The 15972-nt window shown below is 75.8% G+C and carries 15 protein-coding genes, 1 tRNA gene and 1 other RNA gene; 9 read left to right on the forward strand and 8 right to left on the reverse strand.

The window, feature by feature from the left end:
• Window positions 1–933, forward strand: a complete 933-nt coding sequence (locus HL663_RS06100; RefSeq protein ID WP_173027526.1) for a BadF/BadG/BcrA/BcrD ATPase family protein — start codon at window positions 1–3, stop codon at window positions 931–933.
• Between the two features lie 14 nt (window positions 934–947).
• Window positions 948–2033, forward strand: coding sequence for a hypothetical protein (locus tag HL663_RS06105; protein ID WP_173027527.1), 1086 nt, complete (start codon window positions 948–950; stop codon window positions 2031–2033).
• Window positions 2034–2217: 184 nt separating this feature from the next.
• Here HL663_RS06105 and HL663_RS06110 read toward each other — a convergent pair.
• A tRNA-Ser gene (locus HL663_RS06110) sits at window positions 2218–2305 on the reverse strand.
• A 112-nt stretch (window positions 2306–2417) separates the two neighbouring features.
• On the opposite strand from HL663_RS06110, the gene HL663_RS06115 reads away from it, so the two are divergent.
• Window positions 2418–3230 (forward strand): hypothetical protein, encoded by an 813-nt coding sequence (locus HL663_RS06115; protein ID WP_173027528.1) that lies wholly within the window; start codon window positions 2418–2420, stop codon window positions 3228–3230.
• Between the two features lie 18 nt (window positions 3231–3248).
• Here the strand turns inward: HL663_RS06115 and HL663_RS06120 are convergent, their stop codons facing one another.
• The 3 genes from HL663_RS06120 to HL663_RS06130 all read right to left on the reverse strand — a co-directional run bounded on the left by HL663_RS06120 (window position 3249) and on the right by HL663_RS06130 (window position 6613).
• Window positions 3249–3713, reverse strand: a complete 465-nt coding sequence (locus HL663_RS06120; protein WP_173027529.1) for a DUF3817 domain-containing protein — start codon at window positions 3711–3713, stop codon at window positions 3249–3251.
• Between the two features lie 155 nt (window positions 3714–3868).
• Complete coding sequence (locus HL663_RS06125; protein WP_173027530.1) at window positions 3869–4993, reverse strand: ScyD/ScyE family protein; 1125 nt, start codon at window positions 4991–4993, stop codon at window positions 3869–3871.
• Between the two features lie 258 nt (window positions 4994–5251).
• Window positions 5252–6613: an MFS transporter gene (locus HL663_RS06130; RefSeq protein ID WP_173027531.1), complete on the reverse strand. Its 1362-nt coding sequence runs from the start codon at window positions 6611–6613 to the stop codon at window positions 5252–5254.
• A 235-nt stretch (window positions 6614–6848) separates the two neighbouring features.
• On the opposite strand from HL663_RS06130, the gene ffs reads away from it, so the two are divergent.
• An RNA gene (gene ffs, locus HL663_RS06135) (signal recognition particle sRNA small type) lies at window positions 6849–6945 on the forward strand.
• Window positions 6946–6982: 37 nt separating this feature from the next.
• Here ffs and HL663_RS06140 read toward each other — a convergent pair.
• The 3 genes from HL663_RS06140 to HL663_RS06150 are packed head-to-tail and all read right to left on the reverse strand — an operon-like array spanning window position 6983 to window position 9933.
• Entirely contained in the window at window positions 6983–7807 is an 825-nt protein-coding gene (locus HL663_RS06140; RefSeq protein WP_173027532.1) for a DsbA family oxidoreductase, read from the reverse strand.
• 36 nt (window positions 7808–7843) lie between these two features.
• Complete coding sequence (locus HL663_RS06145) at window positions 7844–9292, reverse strand: hypothetical protein (RefSeq protein ID WP_173027533.1); 1449 nt, start codon at window positions 9290–9292, stop codon at window positions 7844–7846.
• A complete protein-coding gene (locus HL663_RS06150) occupies window positions 9289–9933 on the reverse strand; it encodes an ABC transporter ATP-binding protein (protein ID WP_173027534.1) in 645 nt (214 codons plus the stop codon). Before HL663_RS06150 ends, HL663_RS06145 begins: the two co-directional genes overlap by 4 nt.
• Before the next feature lie 85 nt (window positions 9934–10018).
• On the opposite strand from HL663_RS06150, the gene HL663_RS06155 reads away from it, so the two are divergent.
• The 5 genes from HL663_RS06155 to HL663_RS06175 all read left to right on the forward strand — a co-directional run bounded on the left by HL663_RS06155 (window position 10019) and on the right by HL663_RS06175 (window position 14445).
• Entirely contained in the window at window positions 10019–12202 is a 2184-nt protein-coding gene (locus HL663_RS06155; protein ID WP_173027535.1) for a DNA polymerase III subunit gamma and tau, read from the forward strand.
• Window positions 12199–12894 carry a lysophospholipid acyltransferase family protein gene (locus tag HL663_RS06160; protein WP_173027536.1) on the forward strand — a complete coding sequence of 232 codons (696 nt, stop codon included), beginning with the start codon at window positions 12199–12201 and terminating at the stop codon, window positions 12892–12894. Before HL663_RS06155 ends, HL663_RS06160 begins: the two co-directional genes overlap by 4 nt.
• A 73-nt stretch (window positions 12895–12967) precedes the next feature.
• Window positions 12968–13189: a heavy-metal-associated domain-containing protein gene (locus tag HL663_RS06165; protein WP_173027537.1), complete on the forward strand. Its 222-nt coding sequence runs from the start codon at window positions 12968–12970 to the stop codon at window positions 13187–13189.
• Window positions 13190–13274: 85 nt separating this feature from the next.
• Entirely contained in the window at window positions 13275–13877 is a 603-nt protein-coding gene (gene recR / locus HL663_RS06170; RefSeq protein ID WP_173027538.1) for a recombination mediator RecR, read from the forward strand.
• A complete protein-coding gene (locus tag HL663_RS06175) occupies window positions 13870–14445 on the forward strand; it encodes a DUF5063 domain-containing protein (RefSeq protein ID WP_173027539.1) in 576 nt (191 codons plus the stop codon). Before recR ends, HL663_RS06175 begins: the two co-directional genes overlap by 8 nt.
• A gap of 25 nt (window positions 14446–14470) precedes the next feature.
• Here HL663_RS06175 and HL663_RS06180 read toward each other — a convergent pair whose 3' ends face one another.
• Entirely contained in the window at window positions 14471–15601 is a 1131-nt protein-coding gene (locus HL663_RS06180; protein WP_173027540.1) for an NAD(P)/FAD-dependent oxidoreductase, read from the reverse strand.
• Between the last annotated feature and the right edge of the window lie 371 nt (window positions 15602–15972).

Here is a 15972-nt window from a genome sequence, read left to right on the forward strand (position 1 = left end):
GTGAGCACGGTCGTGGCGGTCGACGTCGGGGGCAGCGGCCTGCGGCTCGTCGTGCAGCGGGACGGCGTCGCGGGCGACCCACGCCGGGGGGTCGGGGCGCGGGTCGGCGCCTCCGGGCTCGACGTCGCGGCGCTGGCCGCCGACGCGCGGACGCTGCTGGACGCCGAGGGGGTCGACGCCCCCGACGCCGTCTGCTGGTCGATGCGCGGGCTGCTCTTCCTCGCCGAGCCGGCCGAGGTCCTGCGGTCGGTGGCGGCCGCGTTGCGGGGGAGGCGGACCGCGGTCGTCAGCGACGCCGTGGCGAACCTCGTCGGCGCCCTCGGGGCCGTGGAGCCCGGAGCCGTCGTCGCGGCCGGCACGGGGGCCGTGGCCTTCGGCTCCGACTTCGGCGAGCACTGGACCCGCGTCGACGGCTGGGGGCACGTCCTCGGCGACCGCGGCTCGGCCGCGTGGGTCGGGCTCGAGGGGCTGCGGGCCGCGCTGCGCGCGCGCGACGGGGTGGGCGCCGGCTCGCCCGGCCTGCTCGCGGACGCCGAGGGGCTGCTCGGGCCCTGCGAGACCTGGCCCCGCCGGGTGATGACCGGCGCCGACGCCCCCGAGGCCCTCGCGTCCGTGGCCCCGCTCGTGACGGCTGCCGCGGAGGCGGGCGACGACGTGGCCGCCGGGGTCTGCGCCGCCGCCGGCCGGGCCCTCGGGGAGTCGCTGCTCGCGGCCGCCGCCGGGCTGGCGGACCCGCGGCTCGTCGCGACCGGCGGGCTGCTGTCGGCCTCCGCGGTGCGGCGCGAGCTCGAGGCCGTCGTCGCCGGCGTCGGGGCGCGGGTCGAGCCGGCCGTCGGTGGCGCGCTCGACGGCGCGCTGCTGCTCGCCGCGCGGCTCGACGCGGACGGCGCGCTGCCGGGGCATCCGCGGTACGTGCACGTCGCCGGGGCCTGACAGACTCTCGCGCCATGGAGATCCCGCAGCACTGGGTCCGGGTCGAGGGCTTCAGCCCCCACCTCGGGCGGTCCGGCGCGCCGCTGTCGGTGTGGGGCTGGTCGACCACCTCCGACGCGGACGCCGAGCGGGTCGGGCGCGAGCGGCTCGCCGAGCTGCTCGAGCGGGTCGCGCGCGAGGGGCGCCTGCCCGAGACGCGCGGCTACTACCCGCGCACCCCGCTGCGCGAGCCCGTCCTCGAGGAGGTCCGCGCCGACGACGGCCGGCTCATCGGGGTCGTCACCCGCAACCGGATGGGCTGCGAGGTCCTGTGCACCGACCTGCTCCTCATCGCCGACGTCGACTGCCCCGAGCTCGCCGACGAGCGTCCGGCCGCCCGCCGCCGCGCGACCCGCTCGACGCCGGGGGACCGGGGCCGCGGGGTCGGGGGGTTCTTCCGGCGGCTCGTGCTCGGCCGGCCGGACCCCACCCCGATGGAGCCCTCCGGCGAGGACGCCGCCGGGCTCGACGGGCCCGAGCCTGTCGCCGCACCGGCGGGTGGGTCCGCGTCGTCCGCGGGGGCCTCGGGGTACGAGGCGTACCCCGACCTGCCCGGCGAGGACGGCCGGGTCGTCACCGCCACCGGGCCCGGCGGGCCGTCGGTCGCCGACTGCCTCGCCGCCGAGAACGCCTGGGAGTTCGGGCGTCGCCACCCCGAGCTCGGTGTGCGCGTGTACCGCACGGCGGCCGGGCTGCGCGTCGTCGTCACCGGCGCCGGGCTGGCGCCGCAGTCGGACGAGGCCCGCGCCCTGCTCACCGAGCTCGAGTCCGACCCCCTCTACGTCGAGCTCTGTGCGATGCACGCCAGCTACCGGGCGCGGCTGACGCCCAAGCCCTTCCGCGTCGGTCGCACCGCGCTGACGGTGCCCTGGCCGTGCCGCGACGACGCCGAGGAGCGGGCGTACCTGCGCTGGGTCGACACCTACGAGGCGGCCGTCGGCGAGTACGCGGTGTGCCGGCTCGTCAGCGCGTCGGGGCCGCTGCCGGGGCCGGACGAGCAGCGGCTCGTCGAGCTGCACGACGAGCGCACCGGCGTCGCGGAGCGCCTGCCCCTCGCCTGAGCGCCGACGCCGGCGGGTCGAGGTGAAAGGGGACCCTCTCGCGGTGGGGTTTCACCTCGACCCACCGGATGCCCCAGCGCTTCGAGGTGAAAGGGGACCCTCGCGCGGTCGGGTTTCACCTCGACCCGGTGGGCGCCGACGCGGAACCCCCCTCGGTCGCATGCTCCCGAGGGGGGTTCCGGTGTGGCGGAGGATGGGGGATTTGAACCCCCGAGGGTTTTATCCCAACACGATTTCCAATCGTGCGCACTAGGCCACTATGCGAATCCTCCGCCGAGGAGGCTACCCGAGGGCAGGGGTGCATCCGAAATCGGGGCGTCCGCGGGGCTGCGAAGTCCCGCAGGAGCGGTCGACAGGCGAGGGCACCGCTGCCACCATCCGGGCATGGACGAGGGGGCGAAGGTCTCGACGCGGTCACCACGGGGGGCGTGGACGCCACCGGTCGACGGGTCGTCGCGCCCACCACGGCGCAGCGACCGGGTCTTCGGGGTCGTCATGGTGCTGCTGTGGGTGGCGTGGCTCGTCCTCACCGGGATGACCCAGGCCCGCCTCGTGTCCCCCGACCGGCTGCGGGACGACCTCGCGGCCGGGCGGGTGACGGACTGGCGATTCGTCGACGTGCAGGACGTCGGCCGCGACGGCTGGGCCGCGGACCCGGCGGTCGCCCTCCCCGCGATGCGGCCCGACGGCACCCTCGACCCGGAGCAGGAGGCGCTCGGCGGGCGTCCGAGCGTCGAGTACCACGTCGACTCCGTCCTCGCCCCGCGCCGGATCGTCGACCCCGGGACGCTCGGCGGCGGCGCGGACGCGGAGGCGGCCGTGCTCCGGGCGGCGGGTGTGCCGCCGGCGCCCCACGTCTTCCCGTTCGAGACGGCCGGGCCCAGCCGCGAGGTGGTGGTCTTCGCGGCCCTGCCGCTGCTGCTCATGATGCTGGTCTCGGTCGGCGTCGGTCCCCGGCCCACGCGCGGCAGCCGCTGGTTCTGGTTCTGGCAGCTCTGGGTGCCGCTGGGCCTGGGTGTGCTGGCCTACGCGGTCCTCGAGCAGGTCCGCCCTGCCCCCGCGCTCGGCGCGGGGCAGCGCCCGCGCCGCGGAGGGTGGCTCGGGCTGGGCGTCGCGATCCTGAGCGGGGTGCTGGTCGCCGGGGTGCTCACGACGCTCGCCGACGCCACCCACTGGCTCTGGCTCGTCCGGCCCTGAGCAGCCGACCGGCGGCGGTCAGGCGCCGGCGCGGCCGCCGGGAGGGCCGACGACGAGCAGCGCCGCCGTCGCGAGGAGGACGAGCGCGCCGCCGACGACGGCCGACAGCACCGGCCGGGCGAGCGCCCGCGCGAGGGCGTGCTCGAGGACGTGGCCCGGGCGCTCGCCGCCCGGGGCGAGCCGCCACGACGTCGCGAGGCGGCCGCTGCGCTCCACGCGCCGCTCGACCCAGAGCGTCGCGAACGGCGGCAGGGCCGCGACGAGCGCCAGCAGGGTGAGCCGCCGCGACCAGCGCTGGTCGAGCGCGACGACGACGGTGACGAGGACGTAGGCGAGGAACACGACGCCGTGGACGAGCCCGAAGACGGCCACCCCGAGCTCGGTGGTGCGGGTGACGTACTTGAGCGTCATGCCGAGCAGCAATAGGGCCCAGGTGACGGCCTCGGTGCGGGCGAGCGCGGGGTACAGGGTCGCGGGGGTCATGACGTCCTCGGGTCGTGGCGGGGGCGCCACCATCCTCCGTGACGATGCTGGGAGCGGTGTCGGCGCCCCCGCCGGCCCGGGCGGGCGTCGGGAGGAGGTGACCCGCCGACGACGCGGTCGACGCGCCGGCGGGTCACCTCCTCACGGGCGGTGGCTCAGCCGCCCCAGGTGCCGCGCCAGTGCTTCTTCCCGTCGTAGATCTGCACGATCGTGCCGGGTGCCGGCGGGTCCTCGTTGCCGAGGGTCGCGGCCCAGAGCGTGCCGTTGCGCCCGGACTCGACGGCCACGACGCCGGGCAGGTCGAGGTAGGGCTTCACCTGGCCGTGCCGGACCACCGAGATGCGGCCGGCGAAGAGCTCGGCGACGTAGATCTCGCCGTGTCGCCCGAGGGCCAGGTTGGTCGCGCCGAGGAAGCCGCGCGCGACCCGGCGGACCTCGCCGCTGCGCGGGTCGACCCGGTAGACCGAGCCCCGCGCGCCGAGCACCGGCGACTCGGGCCCGCCCGGCAGGGTCGTGACGTAGAGCATCCCGTCGTGGCCGACCTCGACGTCGGTCGGTACCGACTCGAAGGCGTACGTCACGCCGACGACGCAGTCGGGCAGGCCGAGGGCGGCGGCCATCTCGGCGGTGAACGTCGTCCGCTGGGCCGGCAGCACCGCGAGGGTGCGGATGCGGCCCGAGTTCGACACCGAGAACAGGGCGTTGGCGCCGGCGTCGGCGACGACCCAGCCGCTGCGCGTGGCGGCGACGGAGTAGGCGTGCGAGTCGACGCCGCCGGTGTACGACACCGGGAACTGCGCGGCGGTGAACGCGTCGGTCACGCACTGGCTCGGGTTGCGGACGCCGTAGTGCACCCACGCGTCGGGGTTCTTCGCGACCTCGTAGGCGTGCGTGTCGGCGTACGTCGTCCGGCCGCGGCCGTCGCGGATGGTCAGCCCGCTCTCGGAGTTCTCGAAGGTCGAGAAGTCGGTGACGGTCGTCGTCCAGGCGATGCGCTTGCCGTCGCGCGAGCGCGCGACGCCGGAGGCGCCGGGCTGGTCGGTGGCGATGGGCTTGACCGAACCGTCGCGCTGGAGCCGCCCGACGAGGCCGGGCCCGCCGTCCGCGACGAGGACGGAGCCGGCGGAGCTGTCGATGTTGAACGGGGCGGCGAGCTGGTCCGAGCGCGGGACCGGGTGGGGCGTCGGTCGTCCCCCGTGGGCCGAGGCCGTCGCCGGTGGGACGAGGAGGAACGCGCTCGCGGCCGCGACGGCGGCGAGCATCCTGGTGGGTCTGGTCATGCGTGGTCTCCCTGCGGTGCGCGGCCCCCTGGTCGCGCGGTCGGCGGTGCTGGGCGACGGCGCAGGCGGGTGGTCCCCCCTCGGCCGCCGCGGTGGTGACCCCCGGTCGAGCGGGTCACGGTGTGGCGCCGGCGGTCATGCTTCCGGCCGGTGACACCGCAGGTCAATGGCCCGGTCGAGCCATGCCGGGGGAGCGACGGACCCGGCCCGAGCGGTGGCTCGGACCGGGTCCGTGGGGGTGGTGCGGTGCCCGCGAGGTCAGTCGCGGGCCCCGTCGAGGACGCGGTCGTGCCGCAGCGAGGTCGCCCTGGTCTCCTTGGCGAGGAGGACGGAGACGACGGTGACGGCCGACGCCACCGCGAGGTAGATCGCGACCGCGCCGGTGTTCTTCTCGTCCGTCGAGCCGAGCAGCTGCAGGGCGATGATCGGCGCCAGGGCCCCGGCGAAGATGGACGCCAGCTGGTAGCCGACCGAGGCACCGGTGTAGCGCACCGAGGTGCCGAACAGCTCGGAGAAGAACGCGGCCTGCGGCGAGTACATCAGGGCGTGGAAGAAGAGGCCGACGAGCGTCGCGAGCATGATCTGCGGGCCGCTGAGGCTGTCGATCATCCCGAAGTAGACGAAGCCCCACACGCCGACGCCGACGGCCCCGACGAGGTAGAGCGGCCGGCGGCCGACCTTGTCCGAGAGGGCGCCGATGAGCGGGATGAGCACCGACTGCATCGCCGCGCCCGCGAGCAGCGCCCCGAGGACGACGCCCTTCTGCGCCCCGAGGTAGGTCGTGACGTAGGTGATGACGACGATCGTGAAGATGTAGTAGCTGATGTTCTCGGCCATCCGCATGCCCATCGCGAGGAGGACCTCACGGGGGTAGCGGCGCAGCACCTCGAGGATCGGCAGGTGGGACTTCTCGGAGGACTGGATCTCGGCCTTGGCCTCGGCGAAGACGGGGGACTCCTCGAGGCTCACGCGCACCCAGAGGCCGATGAGGACCATGACGGCCGAGAGGAGGAACGGGATGCGCCAGCCCCAGGCGTTGAAGGCCTCGTCGGTCTGGAAGACCGAGAGCAGCCAGAGCACGCCCGTCGCGAGGAGGTTGCCGAACGGCACGCCGGCCTGCGGCCAGCTCGACCAGAAGCCGCGGTGCTCGTCCTTGCCGTGCTCGGCGACCATGAGGACCGCGCCGCCCCACTCGCCGCCGACGGCGAAGCCCTGGACGAGGCGGCAGACCAGCAGGAGGATCGGCGCGGCGATGCCGATCGTCGCGTAGGTCGGCAGCAGGCCGATGGCGACCGTCGCACCACCCATCATGAGCAGCGAGATGACCAGCATCTTCTTGCGGCCGACCCGGTCGCCGTAGTGGCCGAAGACGACGCCGCCGAGCGGACGGGCGACGAAGCCGAGGGCGTAGGTGCCGAAGGCGAGCAGCGTGCCGGTCAGGGGGTCGCTGTCGGGGAAGAAGAGGCTGCCGAAGACGAGGGCCGCGGCCGAGCCGTAGAGGAAGAAGTCGTACCACTCGACGGCGGTACCGACGACGCTGGCGAAGACGATCTTGACGATGTTGGGGCGGGTCGGCGTCGGGGACGCGGAGCCGGCGGGACTGACGACGGTGTCGGACATGAGCCGCAACCGTAGGGGCGTCGTGGCGCAAGAGGGGCGTGCGTGACGACCACATCTTCGCCCGGGAGGTGGGGTGCCCCGCCACACCCGAGCACGGGGGAGGTGCGTCGCGGGCGGCCCGCCGGGGTCGTCGCGGGGCGCGGGGACCCGTGGATCAGCCGGTGACGGCGCGGGTGACCGCCCGGGTGGCCACCCGGTGATTTCCGCCGGGCGGCGCCCACCCCGTAGCATCGTGCCCGGCACCCCGCGTGGTGGTACCCCACTGAACTCCCCCAGGGCAGGAATGCAGCAAGGGCAGGTGGGCTCTTCCAGGTACGCGGGGTGTCCTCGTGTCCGGACCCGGCCGCGGGGCCGACCGGACCGATGAGGTCAGCGCGTGGCGGGCTCGGCCTGCGCCACGTGCTCGTCGGGGCCGCAGACCCCGCCGCAGCCACCCGCGCCGCAGCCGCAGCCGGAGGCCTCGGGCTGCGCGGCCTCGGCGCCACCACCGCTGCCGCACGCGCCACCGCAGCAGCCGCCCCCGCACCCGCCGCCGGCGGCCGGCATCTCGGGCTCGGTGCCCTGGAGGTCCCAGACCTGGCGGATCGCCTGGAGGATGACCTCGACGGGCTGGGCGCCGGTGACGCCGTACTTCTGGTCGAGGACGAACGTCGGCACCGAGGTGATGCCGATCTGGCCGGCGAGCGCCTCGTCGGTGCGGACGTCGATGCCGAAGTCGTCGGAGGCGAGGAGGTCGCGGACGGCCTGCTCGTCGAGACCGCCCTCGACGCCGAGGCGCACGAGCGTCTCGTGGTCGCCGATCGCGGCGCCCTCGGAGTACCAGGCCCGCAGCACGCGGTCGGTCACCGGCTGCTCCAGGTCGCGCGAGCGCGCGAGGTGCAGCAGGCGGTGGGCGTCGTAGGAGTTGCCCCCGACGAGCCGCTCCCAGGCGAACTCGAGGCCGACGTCGGCGGCGTCACGGGCCATCTGCTCGTGCTGCGCGACCATCTGCTCGCGCGGGGTGCCGTACTTCTCGGCGATGCGGTCGATCTGCGGGGTGTCGTCGACCGCGGCCGCGTTGCGGTCGAGCTGGAAGCTGTGCCAGACGACCCCCACCTCGTCGGCGTGCTCGAACTGCTCGAGGGCGAGCTCGAGGTGGCGCCGTCCCAGGTGGCAGAACGGGCAGAGGATGTCGGACCAGACGTCGATGCGCACCCCCCGAGGGTAGGTCACGCTCCTGACGGTCGGGGCTCAGTCCCGGTGGGCGGAGGACGCGCGCCCCAGGACGCTGCTCGCGCGCAGCCACACCACGACGACCGCGAGCCCGGCGGACGCGGCGGCGAGCGGCACCCCGGCGGTCGCCGCGAGGAGGGTCTGGACGACGACGACCCCGGCACCCGCCGAGACGATGAGGGGCACCGCGAGCCACGCGAGGAGCACCTGCGGGCCGACCTCGGGCAGGAGGGCGAACGACGGCGGCATGACGCGGAAGGCGGCGAGCCACTGCGACCCGAGCACCGCGGCGCCGGCCGAGGCGGTGACCAGGGCGGCCGTCGCGGCAGGCACCCCGCCGGCGAGCAGGCCGGCGGTCACCGTCGCGGCGGGCACGGCGACGACGAGGACGAGGGCGGCGGGGGCGGCGGTGTGCGCCGCCGCCTCGCGCGCGACCGAGCCGCCGAGCAGGCGCGGCGCCCCGAGGGTGTCGCCGAGCAGCCGCAGGCCCTCGCACACCGGCCCCACCCCGAGGTGCAGGAGGAGGGCGCAGAGGGCGGCGGGGACGATGTTGCCCGGGCGCCCCGCGACGACGGCCCCGAGCGCGACCCCCGCGGCGAGGAGCAGCACGGCGCTGCCGACGACGAGGAACGGCTGGCGGCGCAGCCCGAGGACGTCGCGGGCGAGGACGGTGCGGACCGGGCCGCGCGAGCGCAGCCGCCAGCTCCGGCCGCGGCGGACGGGCGAGGCGGCCTCGAGGCGGATGGCCCGCGGGTCGCCCGCCAGGGCCGCGCCGCCGAGGCGGGCCGAGCGGGCGCTGTGGGCGCGCAGCCCGTCGAGGCCGAGGGTGCGCAGCGCCGTCCGGGGACGGGCCGCGGTACGCACGGCGGCGCCGGTGCCGAGCTCCGCGTGGTCGTCCGCCGCCAGCTGGCCGGCGAGCCAGGCGACCAGGACGGCGCCCGACCCGAGCAGCCCGGCGGCCAGGCCGGTGCCGGCCGCGGCCGGGCCCGCCGCCCCGCCACCCCAGACCGCCGCGCCGAGCACCGACCCGACGAGGGTGCCGCCGACGAGCAGGCCGGTGGCGGGCAGCAGCCACGCCTCGCGCAGGACGAGCCCGCGGTCGGCCGGCCCGGTGGCGACGTGGTCGAGCCAGGGCAGGTCGGGCGTCACCGGGCCGCGGCGCCGCCCCGTCGCGTGGGCGAGGAGCACGAGGACGACGACCAGGAGGACGACCCCGCCGAGCACGAGGGCGCCGACGCCCGACGTGGGCGCCAGCGAGATGCCGCGTGCGGGCAGGTCGGCGACCTCCACGACGCCGCGCAGCACGGTGAAGCCGTAGATGCCGCTGAGCAGCGCGACGACGTAGAGCGTGTAGAGCAGCGAGCGCCACGAGCCGGAGCCCTCGGGGCCGTGCAGGACGTGCTGGACGTCCGTGAGTCGCTCGCGGTCGGTGCCGACGGGCTCGTCGTCGACCGGTGTGTCGGTCACCGGTGCCCCGGGTCGATGTCGACGACGCCGTCGGCCACGGCCTCGGTGACCGCGGGGTCGTGGCACGCGAGGAGGATCGTCGTGCCGCGGTCGCGCCGGGCCGCCAGGAGGCCGGCGAGGAGCATCCGGCGGTCGGTGTCGAGGCGCTGCTCCGGCTCGTCGAGGACGAGCAGCCGCGCCGGGCGGAAGAGCGTCAGGGCGAGGTGGAACAGCTGCGTCTGGCCCGAGGAGAGCTCGTGCGGGAAGCGGTCGGGCAGGTGGGCGATGCCGACCTCGTCGAGCGCGGCGAGGACGCGCTCGTGGCAGGTGGAGGGGTCGCGACCCCAGGAGGCGTCGACGAGGGTCAGGTGGTCGACGAGGGTGAGGTCGCGCCAGCCGGCCGGGGTGCCGAGGAGGGCCGCCACGGCCTCGCGGGTGGCCGGGCGCCGCTCGTCGGCCGGCTCGCCGTCGAGCGTGACCGTGCCGGTCGAGGGCGAGGTCAGGCCGGCGGCGAGGCGCAGCGCGGTCGTCTTGCCGGCCCCGTTGGGGCCCCGCAGGACGACGCACGTCCCGGGGCGGACGGCGAAGGACGTGGGGTGCAGGAGCACGGCGCCGTCGATGCTCTTGGAGGCGTCGCGGACCTCGACACGGGTACCGGTCACGGGCCTCACCCTCTCACCCGCGGGCCGTCCACACGCCGCGGGACGGCCGTTCCGGGTGTCCTCGCCGACGGCTAGGGTCGACCGGGTGAGCACCGCCCTCTACCGCCGCTACCGGCCCGAGACGTTCGTCGACGTCATCGGGCAGGAGCACGTGACCGAGCCCCTCATGCAGGCGCTGCGGACGGGGCGGGTCGGGCACGCCTACCTCTTCTCCGGGCCGCGCGGGTGCGGCAAGACGACGAGCGCGCGCATCCTCGCCCGGTGCCTCAACTGCGAGCAGGGGCCCACGCCCGAGCCGTGCGGGACGTGCGACTCGTGCGTCGCGCTGGCCCGCGGGGGGCCCGGCACCGTCGACGTCATCGAGATCGACGCCGCGAGCCACGGTGGCGTCGACGACGCCCGTGACCTGCGCGAGCGCGCGTCGTACGGCCCGGCGCAGAGCCGCTACAAGATCTACATCATCGACGAGGCGCACATGGTGACGCCGCAGGGCTTCAACGCCCTGCTGAAGATCGTCGAGGAGCCGCCGGAGCACGTGAAGTTCATCTTCGCGACGACCGAGCCCGAGAAGGTCATCGGCACGATCCGCTCGCGCACGCACCACTACCCCTTCCGGCTCGTGCCGCCGGCCCGGCTGCAGGCGTACATGGAGGAGCTCTGCGGGCGCGAGGGCGTCGCCGTCGCGCCGGGCGTGCTCTCCTTCGTCGTCCGCGCGGGCGGCGGCTCGGTCCGCGACTCGCTGTCGGTCCTCGACCAGCTGATGGCCGGCTCCGGCGAGGCGGGGCTGACCTACGAGTCCGCGGCGGCGCTGCTCGGGTTCACCGACGGCGAGCTGCTCGACGCCACCGTCGAGGCCTTCGCGGCCGGTGACGCCGCCGCCGTCTTCCGCGCCATCGACCGCGTCGTCGAGACCGGCCTGGACCCGCGGCGCTTCGTCGAGGACCTCCTCGAGCGGCTGCGCGACCTCATCGTCGTCGAGGCGATGCGCGAGGGCGCCGCGCAGGTCCTGCGGCACGTGCCCGAGGACCAGCTCGAGCGGATGCGCCGCCAGGCCGCCGCCTTCGGCGCGGGCTCGCTCTCGCGGGCCGCCGACGTCGCGAACGCCGGCCTCACCGAGATGTCCGGTGCCACGGCGCCGCGCCTGCAGCTCGAGCTGCTCGCGGCCCGCATCCTCCTGCCCGGGGCGGCGGGGGAGGCCGGCTACGCGGCCCGCCTGGACCGGCTCGAGCGGCGCCTCGAGGTCGGGGGCGTGCCGAGCGCCGCCGCAGCCTCCTCGCCGATACCCGCCTCCGCTGCTCCGGCCGCGGTCCCCGCCGCTGCCCCCGCGCCCGCTCCGGCCGCGCCCGCCGCGCCGGCCCCCGAGGCGATGACGCCGCGTCCCGCGCCCGTCGAGCCGCCCACTCCCGAGCGCGAGACCCCGGCGCCCGCGTCGTCACCGGCCCCGCCGCAGCAGTCCGCCCCGCCGCAGAGCGCCCCGTCCCGACCCGCCGCCCAGCACCAGGACGCACCGCCCCAGCAGAGTGCGCCGCAGCAGGCCGCCCCGCCGCACCAGCAGCCGGCGCAGTCCCAGCGCCCCCCGGCCCCGGCCGCCGGTGCGCCGCGCGGCCCGGGCGGCATCGACACCGACGCCATCCGCCGCTCCTGGCCCGACGTCCTCGACTGGCTGAGCCGGCACAAGCGCGTCACGTGGACCTTCGTCTCGCAGAACGCGCAGGTCGTCGAGTACGACGGCGTGCGGGTCATGCTCGCCATCTCGACGAGCGGCCTGGCCGAGACCTTCCGCCGCGGCGCGCACGCCGAGTACGTCCGCCAGGCGCTCATCGACGTCCTTGGGGTCGACGCCAAGGTCGAGGGCCGCCCCGGCGACGTCCAGGTGCCGCAGACCCCCGAGCCCGCCGACGTCCCGCCGCCCCCGGACCCCGGTCCGTCCGGCCACGACGCCCCACCCCCGCCGGAGCCCACGCGCGACCGCGGCCCGTCCCCGGCCGAGATGGGCGTCACGGCCGGCCCCGGCCCGCGCGGCGACGCCCCGAGCTGGTCCGACGCGCCGCCGCCGCCGGAGTCCGCGCCGTCGTGGGCCAGCCCCCTCGAGCAGGCCAAGGCCGCCGTGGCGGCCGAGTCCGAGCAGGAGGTCGTCGCGCAGCAGCACGTCGTCGACGACACCGCGATCAGCGAGGACGACGAGTCGATCGACGACCTCTCCGACGTCGGCGTCCCGGTCGTCGAGCGCATCCTCGGCGGCACGGTCATCCAGGAGCAGGACCGGTGAGCCGGGTCGCCTACCGGGCCGGGCACCTCGTCATCGCGCCGGCGTCGAAGCTGCTCTGGCGACCGACGGTCACCGGGACCCACCACGTGCCGCGCACCGGCGGGGTCGTCCTCGCCTCCAACCACCTGTCGTTCATCGACTCCTTCGCCATCCCGATCGTCGCGCCGCGGCCGGTCAGCTTCCTCGCGAAGTCCGACTACTTCACCGGCCCCGGGGTCGGCGGCGCGGTACGGCGCGGCTTCTTCGAGACCATCGGCGCCATCCCCGTCGACCGGCACTCCTCGCGCGCGGCGCAGGAGTCGCTCGACGCCGCGCTCGAGGTGCTGCGGGCCGGGCGCGCCTTCGGCATCTACCCCGAGGGCACCCGCTCGCGCGACGGCCGCCTCTACAAGGGGCGCACCGGGGTCGCGTGGCTCGCGCTGACCGCCGGCGTGCCGGTCGTCCCGGTGGGGCTCGTCGGCACCGACGCCGTCCAGCCGGTCGGCAGCAGCTTCCCGCGGCGGGCGAAGGTCCGCGTCTCGTTCGGGCCGCCGATCCACCCCGGTCCCTACGCCGGGATGCCCGCCGGCAAGGCGCGCCGCCTGATGACCGACGCGGTGATGGACGCCATCGCGGGGCTGAGCGGCCAGGAGCGGGCCGACACCCACAACGAGCTCCCGCCCGAGAGCACCGGCGCGGCCGTCGGCATCTGAGGCCGCCGAGCCGACCCCGGGGGAGCCCGGCGCATACTGGGGGGAGGTATCCGTCGACGAGAGGAGCCGGCCCGTGCCGAGCACCCAGCAGTTCCGCGCCACCGGTCTGACCTGCGGCCACTGCGCCCACGCCGTCACCGAGGAGCTCACCGCCCTCGACGGCGTCGACGAGGTGGCGGTCGAGGTCGTGAGCGGCGGGGAGTCGCTCGTCACCGTCACCGGGCGCGGGCTGACCGACGCCGAGGTCGCGGCTGCGCTCGACGAGGCCGGCGACTACGCGCTCGTCACGGGCTGACGCTCCCCGCCGCGCCCGCCGCGCCGACCATCCCGTGGACGCCCCGGACCGCCCATCCGGGCCGTGAGGCCGTAGTCTCGTCGGCGTGTACGAAGGCGCGGTCCAGGACCTCATCGACGAGCTCGGCAGGCTGCCGGGTGTCGGCCCCAAGAGCGCCCAGCGCATCGCGTTCCACCTCCTGCAGGCCGACCCCGCCGACGTCGAGCGCCTCGCGCACGCCCTGACCGAGGTCAAGGCGCGGGTGCGCTTCTGCGCGGTCTGCTTCAACGTCGCCGAGGGCGAGCGCTGCCGGATCTGCGCCGACCCGCGCCGCGACGACGCCTCGATCTGCGTCGTCGAGGAGCCCAAGGACGTCGTCGCCATCGAGCGCACCCGCGAGTTCCGCGGCCGCTACCACGTGCTCGGCGGGGCGATCAGCCCGATCGACGGCATCGGCCCGGAGGACCTGCGCGTCCGCGAGCTGCTCGCGCGGCTCGGGGACGGCACCGTGACCGAGGTCATCATCGCGACCGACCCCAACCTCGAGGGCGAGGCGACGGCGAGCTACCTCTCCCGGATGCTGCGCGACATCGGCGTGCAGCGCGTCACCCGGCTCGCGTCCGGGCTGCCGGTCGGCGGTGACCTCGAGTACGCCGACGAGGTGACGCTCGGCCGGGCGTTCGAGGGACGGAGGCTGCTCGATGTCTGAGGCCCCCGGCGTGCTCGGTGGCGACTGGGCGCGGCTCGCCGACGAGACCGCGCTCGACGCCCGCACCTACCTCGTGACCATCCGCGAGGTCGCGGCCGGCGAGGCGCCCGACGCCGCGCTGCCGATGCTGCTCCTCGCGCTCTCGCAGGTGCTCCTCGCGGGGGCGCGGCTCGGCGCCGTCCAGGACGTCGTGCCGGAGGAGCGCTTCGAGCCCGACCCCGGCCCGGACCCCGAGCTCGACCCGCTGCGCGAGAACCTGCGCAACATCTTCGAGGGCCTGGACGAGTACGCCGACGTCGTCGACCCGCTGACCACCCCCGAGCTCGGGGTGGGCACGGTGAGCAACGACCTCGTCGACGTCGCCGCGGCCCTGGCCCACGGGCTCGAGCACCACGACGCCGGCCGGCCGCTCGAGGCCCTCTGGTGGTGGCAGTTCAGCTACCTGTCGCACTGGGGCGAGCGCGCCGCCTCCTCGCTCCGGGTCGTCCAGAGCCTGCTCGCGCACGTCCGCCTCGACGCCGACGCGGACGCCGTCGCCGAGGCGGAGTTCGACGCGCTGCACCCGTAGGCGTCGCGCCCGGCGCCCGCGCCGGTCAGTCGCTCTCGTCCTCGGGCAGCTCGCCCGAGTCGACGGCCGCCTTGATGACGTCGCCGGCGTCCCAGTCGTTGACGTGCATCGCCGCGACGACGTCGCCGTCGCGCAGCCAGAAGGCGCGGAACTCGCGGTCCTCGAGGCTGCCGTGCACGACGACCTCGTCGTCCTCGCTCGCGCTGCCGACGTACTCCATCCCGAGGTCGTACTGGTCGGTGAAGAAGTACGGCATCTCCTCGTACTCCTCGTCGGCCCCGGCGAGGTTGTGCGCGGCGACCTTGGCCTGCTTGATCGCGGTGTCCCAGTGCTCGACCCGGATGCGCCGGCCGAGGCGCGGGTGGGCGTGGTTGGCGATGTCGCCGACGGCGAGCACCGACGCCACCGACGAGCGCAGGCGCGAGTCGACGAGCACGCCGTTGTCGACGTCGAGGCCGCCGGCGTGCGCGAGCTCGACGCGGGGCTTGACGCCGATGCCGGCGACGACGAGGTCGGCGCCCTTGAGGTCGTCGGTCGTCACGTCGGTGCCGAGGCGCAGCTGCACGCCGTGCTCGCGGTGCAGGTCGGCGAAGACCCGGGCGACGGTCGGGCCGAGCGCGTGCAGCAGCGGCAGCTCCTCGCGCTCGAAGAGGGTGACCTCGGCCCCGGCCTTGCGGGCGGCGGCCGCGGCCTCGAGGCCGATCCAGCCGCCGCCGACGACGACGACCTTGCGGCCCTCGGCGAAGGCCTCGCGCAGCCGGTCGGCGTCGTCCTTGGTGCGCAGGTAGGCGACCGGTACGCCGGCGTCCTCGGCGAGGTCGAGGACCCGGGGCTCGGCGCCGGTGGCCAGCAGCAGCTTCTCGTAGGTGAGGTCGCCGTCGCTCGTCGACAGGACGTGGCCGTCGGTGTCCAGGCCCGTCGCGGTCACGCCGAGGCGCAGGTCGACGTCGTGCTCGGCGTACCACTCGCGCGGGTGGACCAGGGCCTTCTCGAAGGGGTCGTCCCCGAGGAGGTAGCCCTTCGAGAGCGGCGGGCGCTCGTACGGGGGGTGCTCCTCGCTGCCGAGGAGCACGATCGGGCCGGTGTGGCCCTGCTCCCGCAGCTCGGTGGCGGCGGTGGCTCCGGCGAGCCCTGCTCCGACGATGACGATCGACATGCTCCGACGCTAGCGTCGCACCCCGCCGACGGGGGCGCGAGCGTCGCCGGGATGCCGCGGCCGTCCGTGCTCCGGCCCCCGGGGGTGTGCAGCAACCGACGAAAGTGTCACTTCCTGCACGTACCCAGCACCCGACCCGTGCATCGATCGTCGCTTTCGTCAGTTCCTGCACGGTCGGGCGTGCAGAAATCGACGAAAGTGTCACTTCCTGCACGCACCCCGTGCCCGACCCGTGCATCGATCGTCGCTTTCGTCAGTTCTTGCACGGTCGGGCGTGCATCGATCGTCGCTTTCGTCAGTTTGTGCACGGTCGGGCGGGCATCCGGATGGTGGGCGCGCGGTCCGGTCCGTGGACACCTCGTTACAGTGGT

Source organism: Arthrobacter sp. NEB 688, from assembly GCF_013201035.1.
Taxonomy (GTDB): Bacteria; Actinomycetota; Actinomycetes; order Actinomycetales; family Dermatophilaceae; genus Phycicoccus.

What these genes read in the sequence shown, in the direction of transcription:
- HL663_RS06105 (WP_173027527.1), top strand. Translation starts at nt 948, where the DNA reads ATGGAGATCCCGCAGCACTGGGTCCGGGTCGAGGGCTTCAGCCCCCAC.
- HL663_RS06115 (WP_173027528.1), top strand. Translation starts at nt 2,418, where the DNA reads ATGGACGAGGGGGCGAAGGTCTCGACGCGGTCACCACGGGGGGCGTGG.
- HL663_RS06120 (WP_173027529.1), bottom strand. Translation starts at nt 3,713, where the DNA reads ATGACCCCCGCGACCCTGTACCCCGCGCTCGCCCGCACCGAGGCCGTC.
- HL663_RS06125 (WP_173027530.1), bottom strand. Translation starts at nt 4,993, where the DNA reads ATGACCAGACCCACCAGGATGCTCGCCGCCGTCGCGGCCGCGAGCGCG.
- HL663_RS06130 (WP_173027531.1), bottom strand. Translation starts at nt 6,613, where the DNA reads ATGTCCGACACCGTCGTCAGTCCCGCCGGCTCCGCGTCCCCGACGCCG.
- HL663_RS06175 (WP_173027539.1), top strand. Translation starts at nt 13,870, where the DNA reads ATGTCTGAGGCCCCCGGCGTGCTCGGTGGCGACTGGGCGCGGCTCGCC.
- HL663_RS06180 (WP_173027540.1), bottom strand. Translation starts at nt 15,601, where the DNA reads ATGTCGATCGTCATCGTCGGAGCAGGGCTCGCCGGAGCCACCGCCGCC.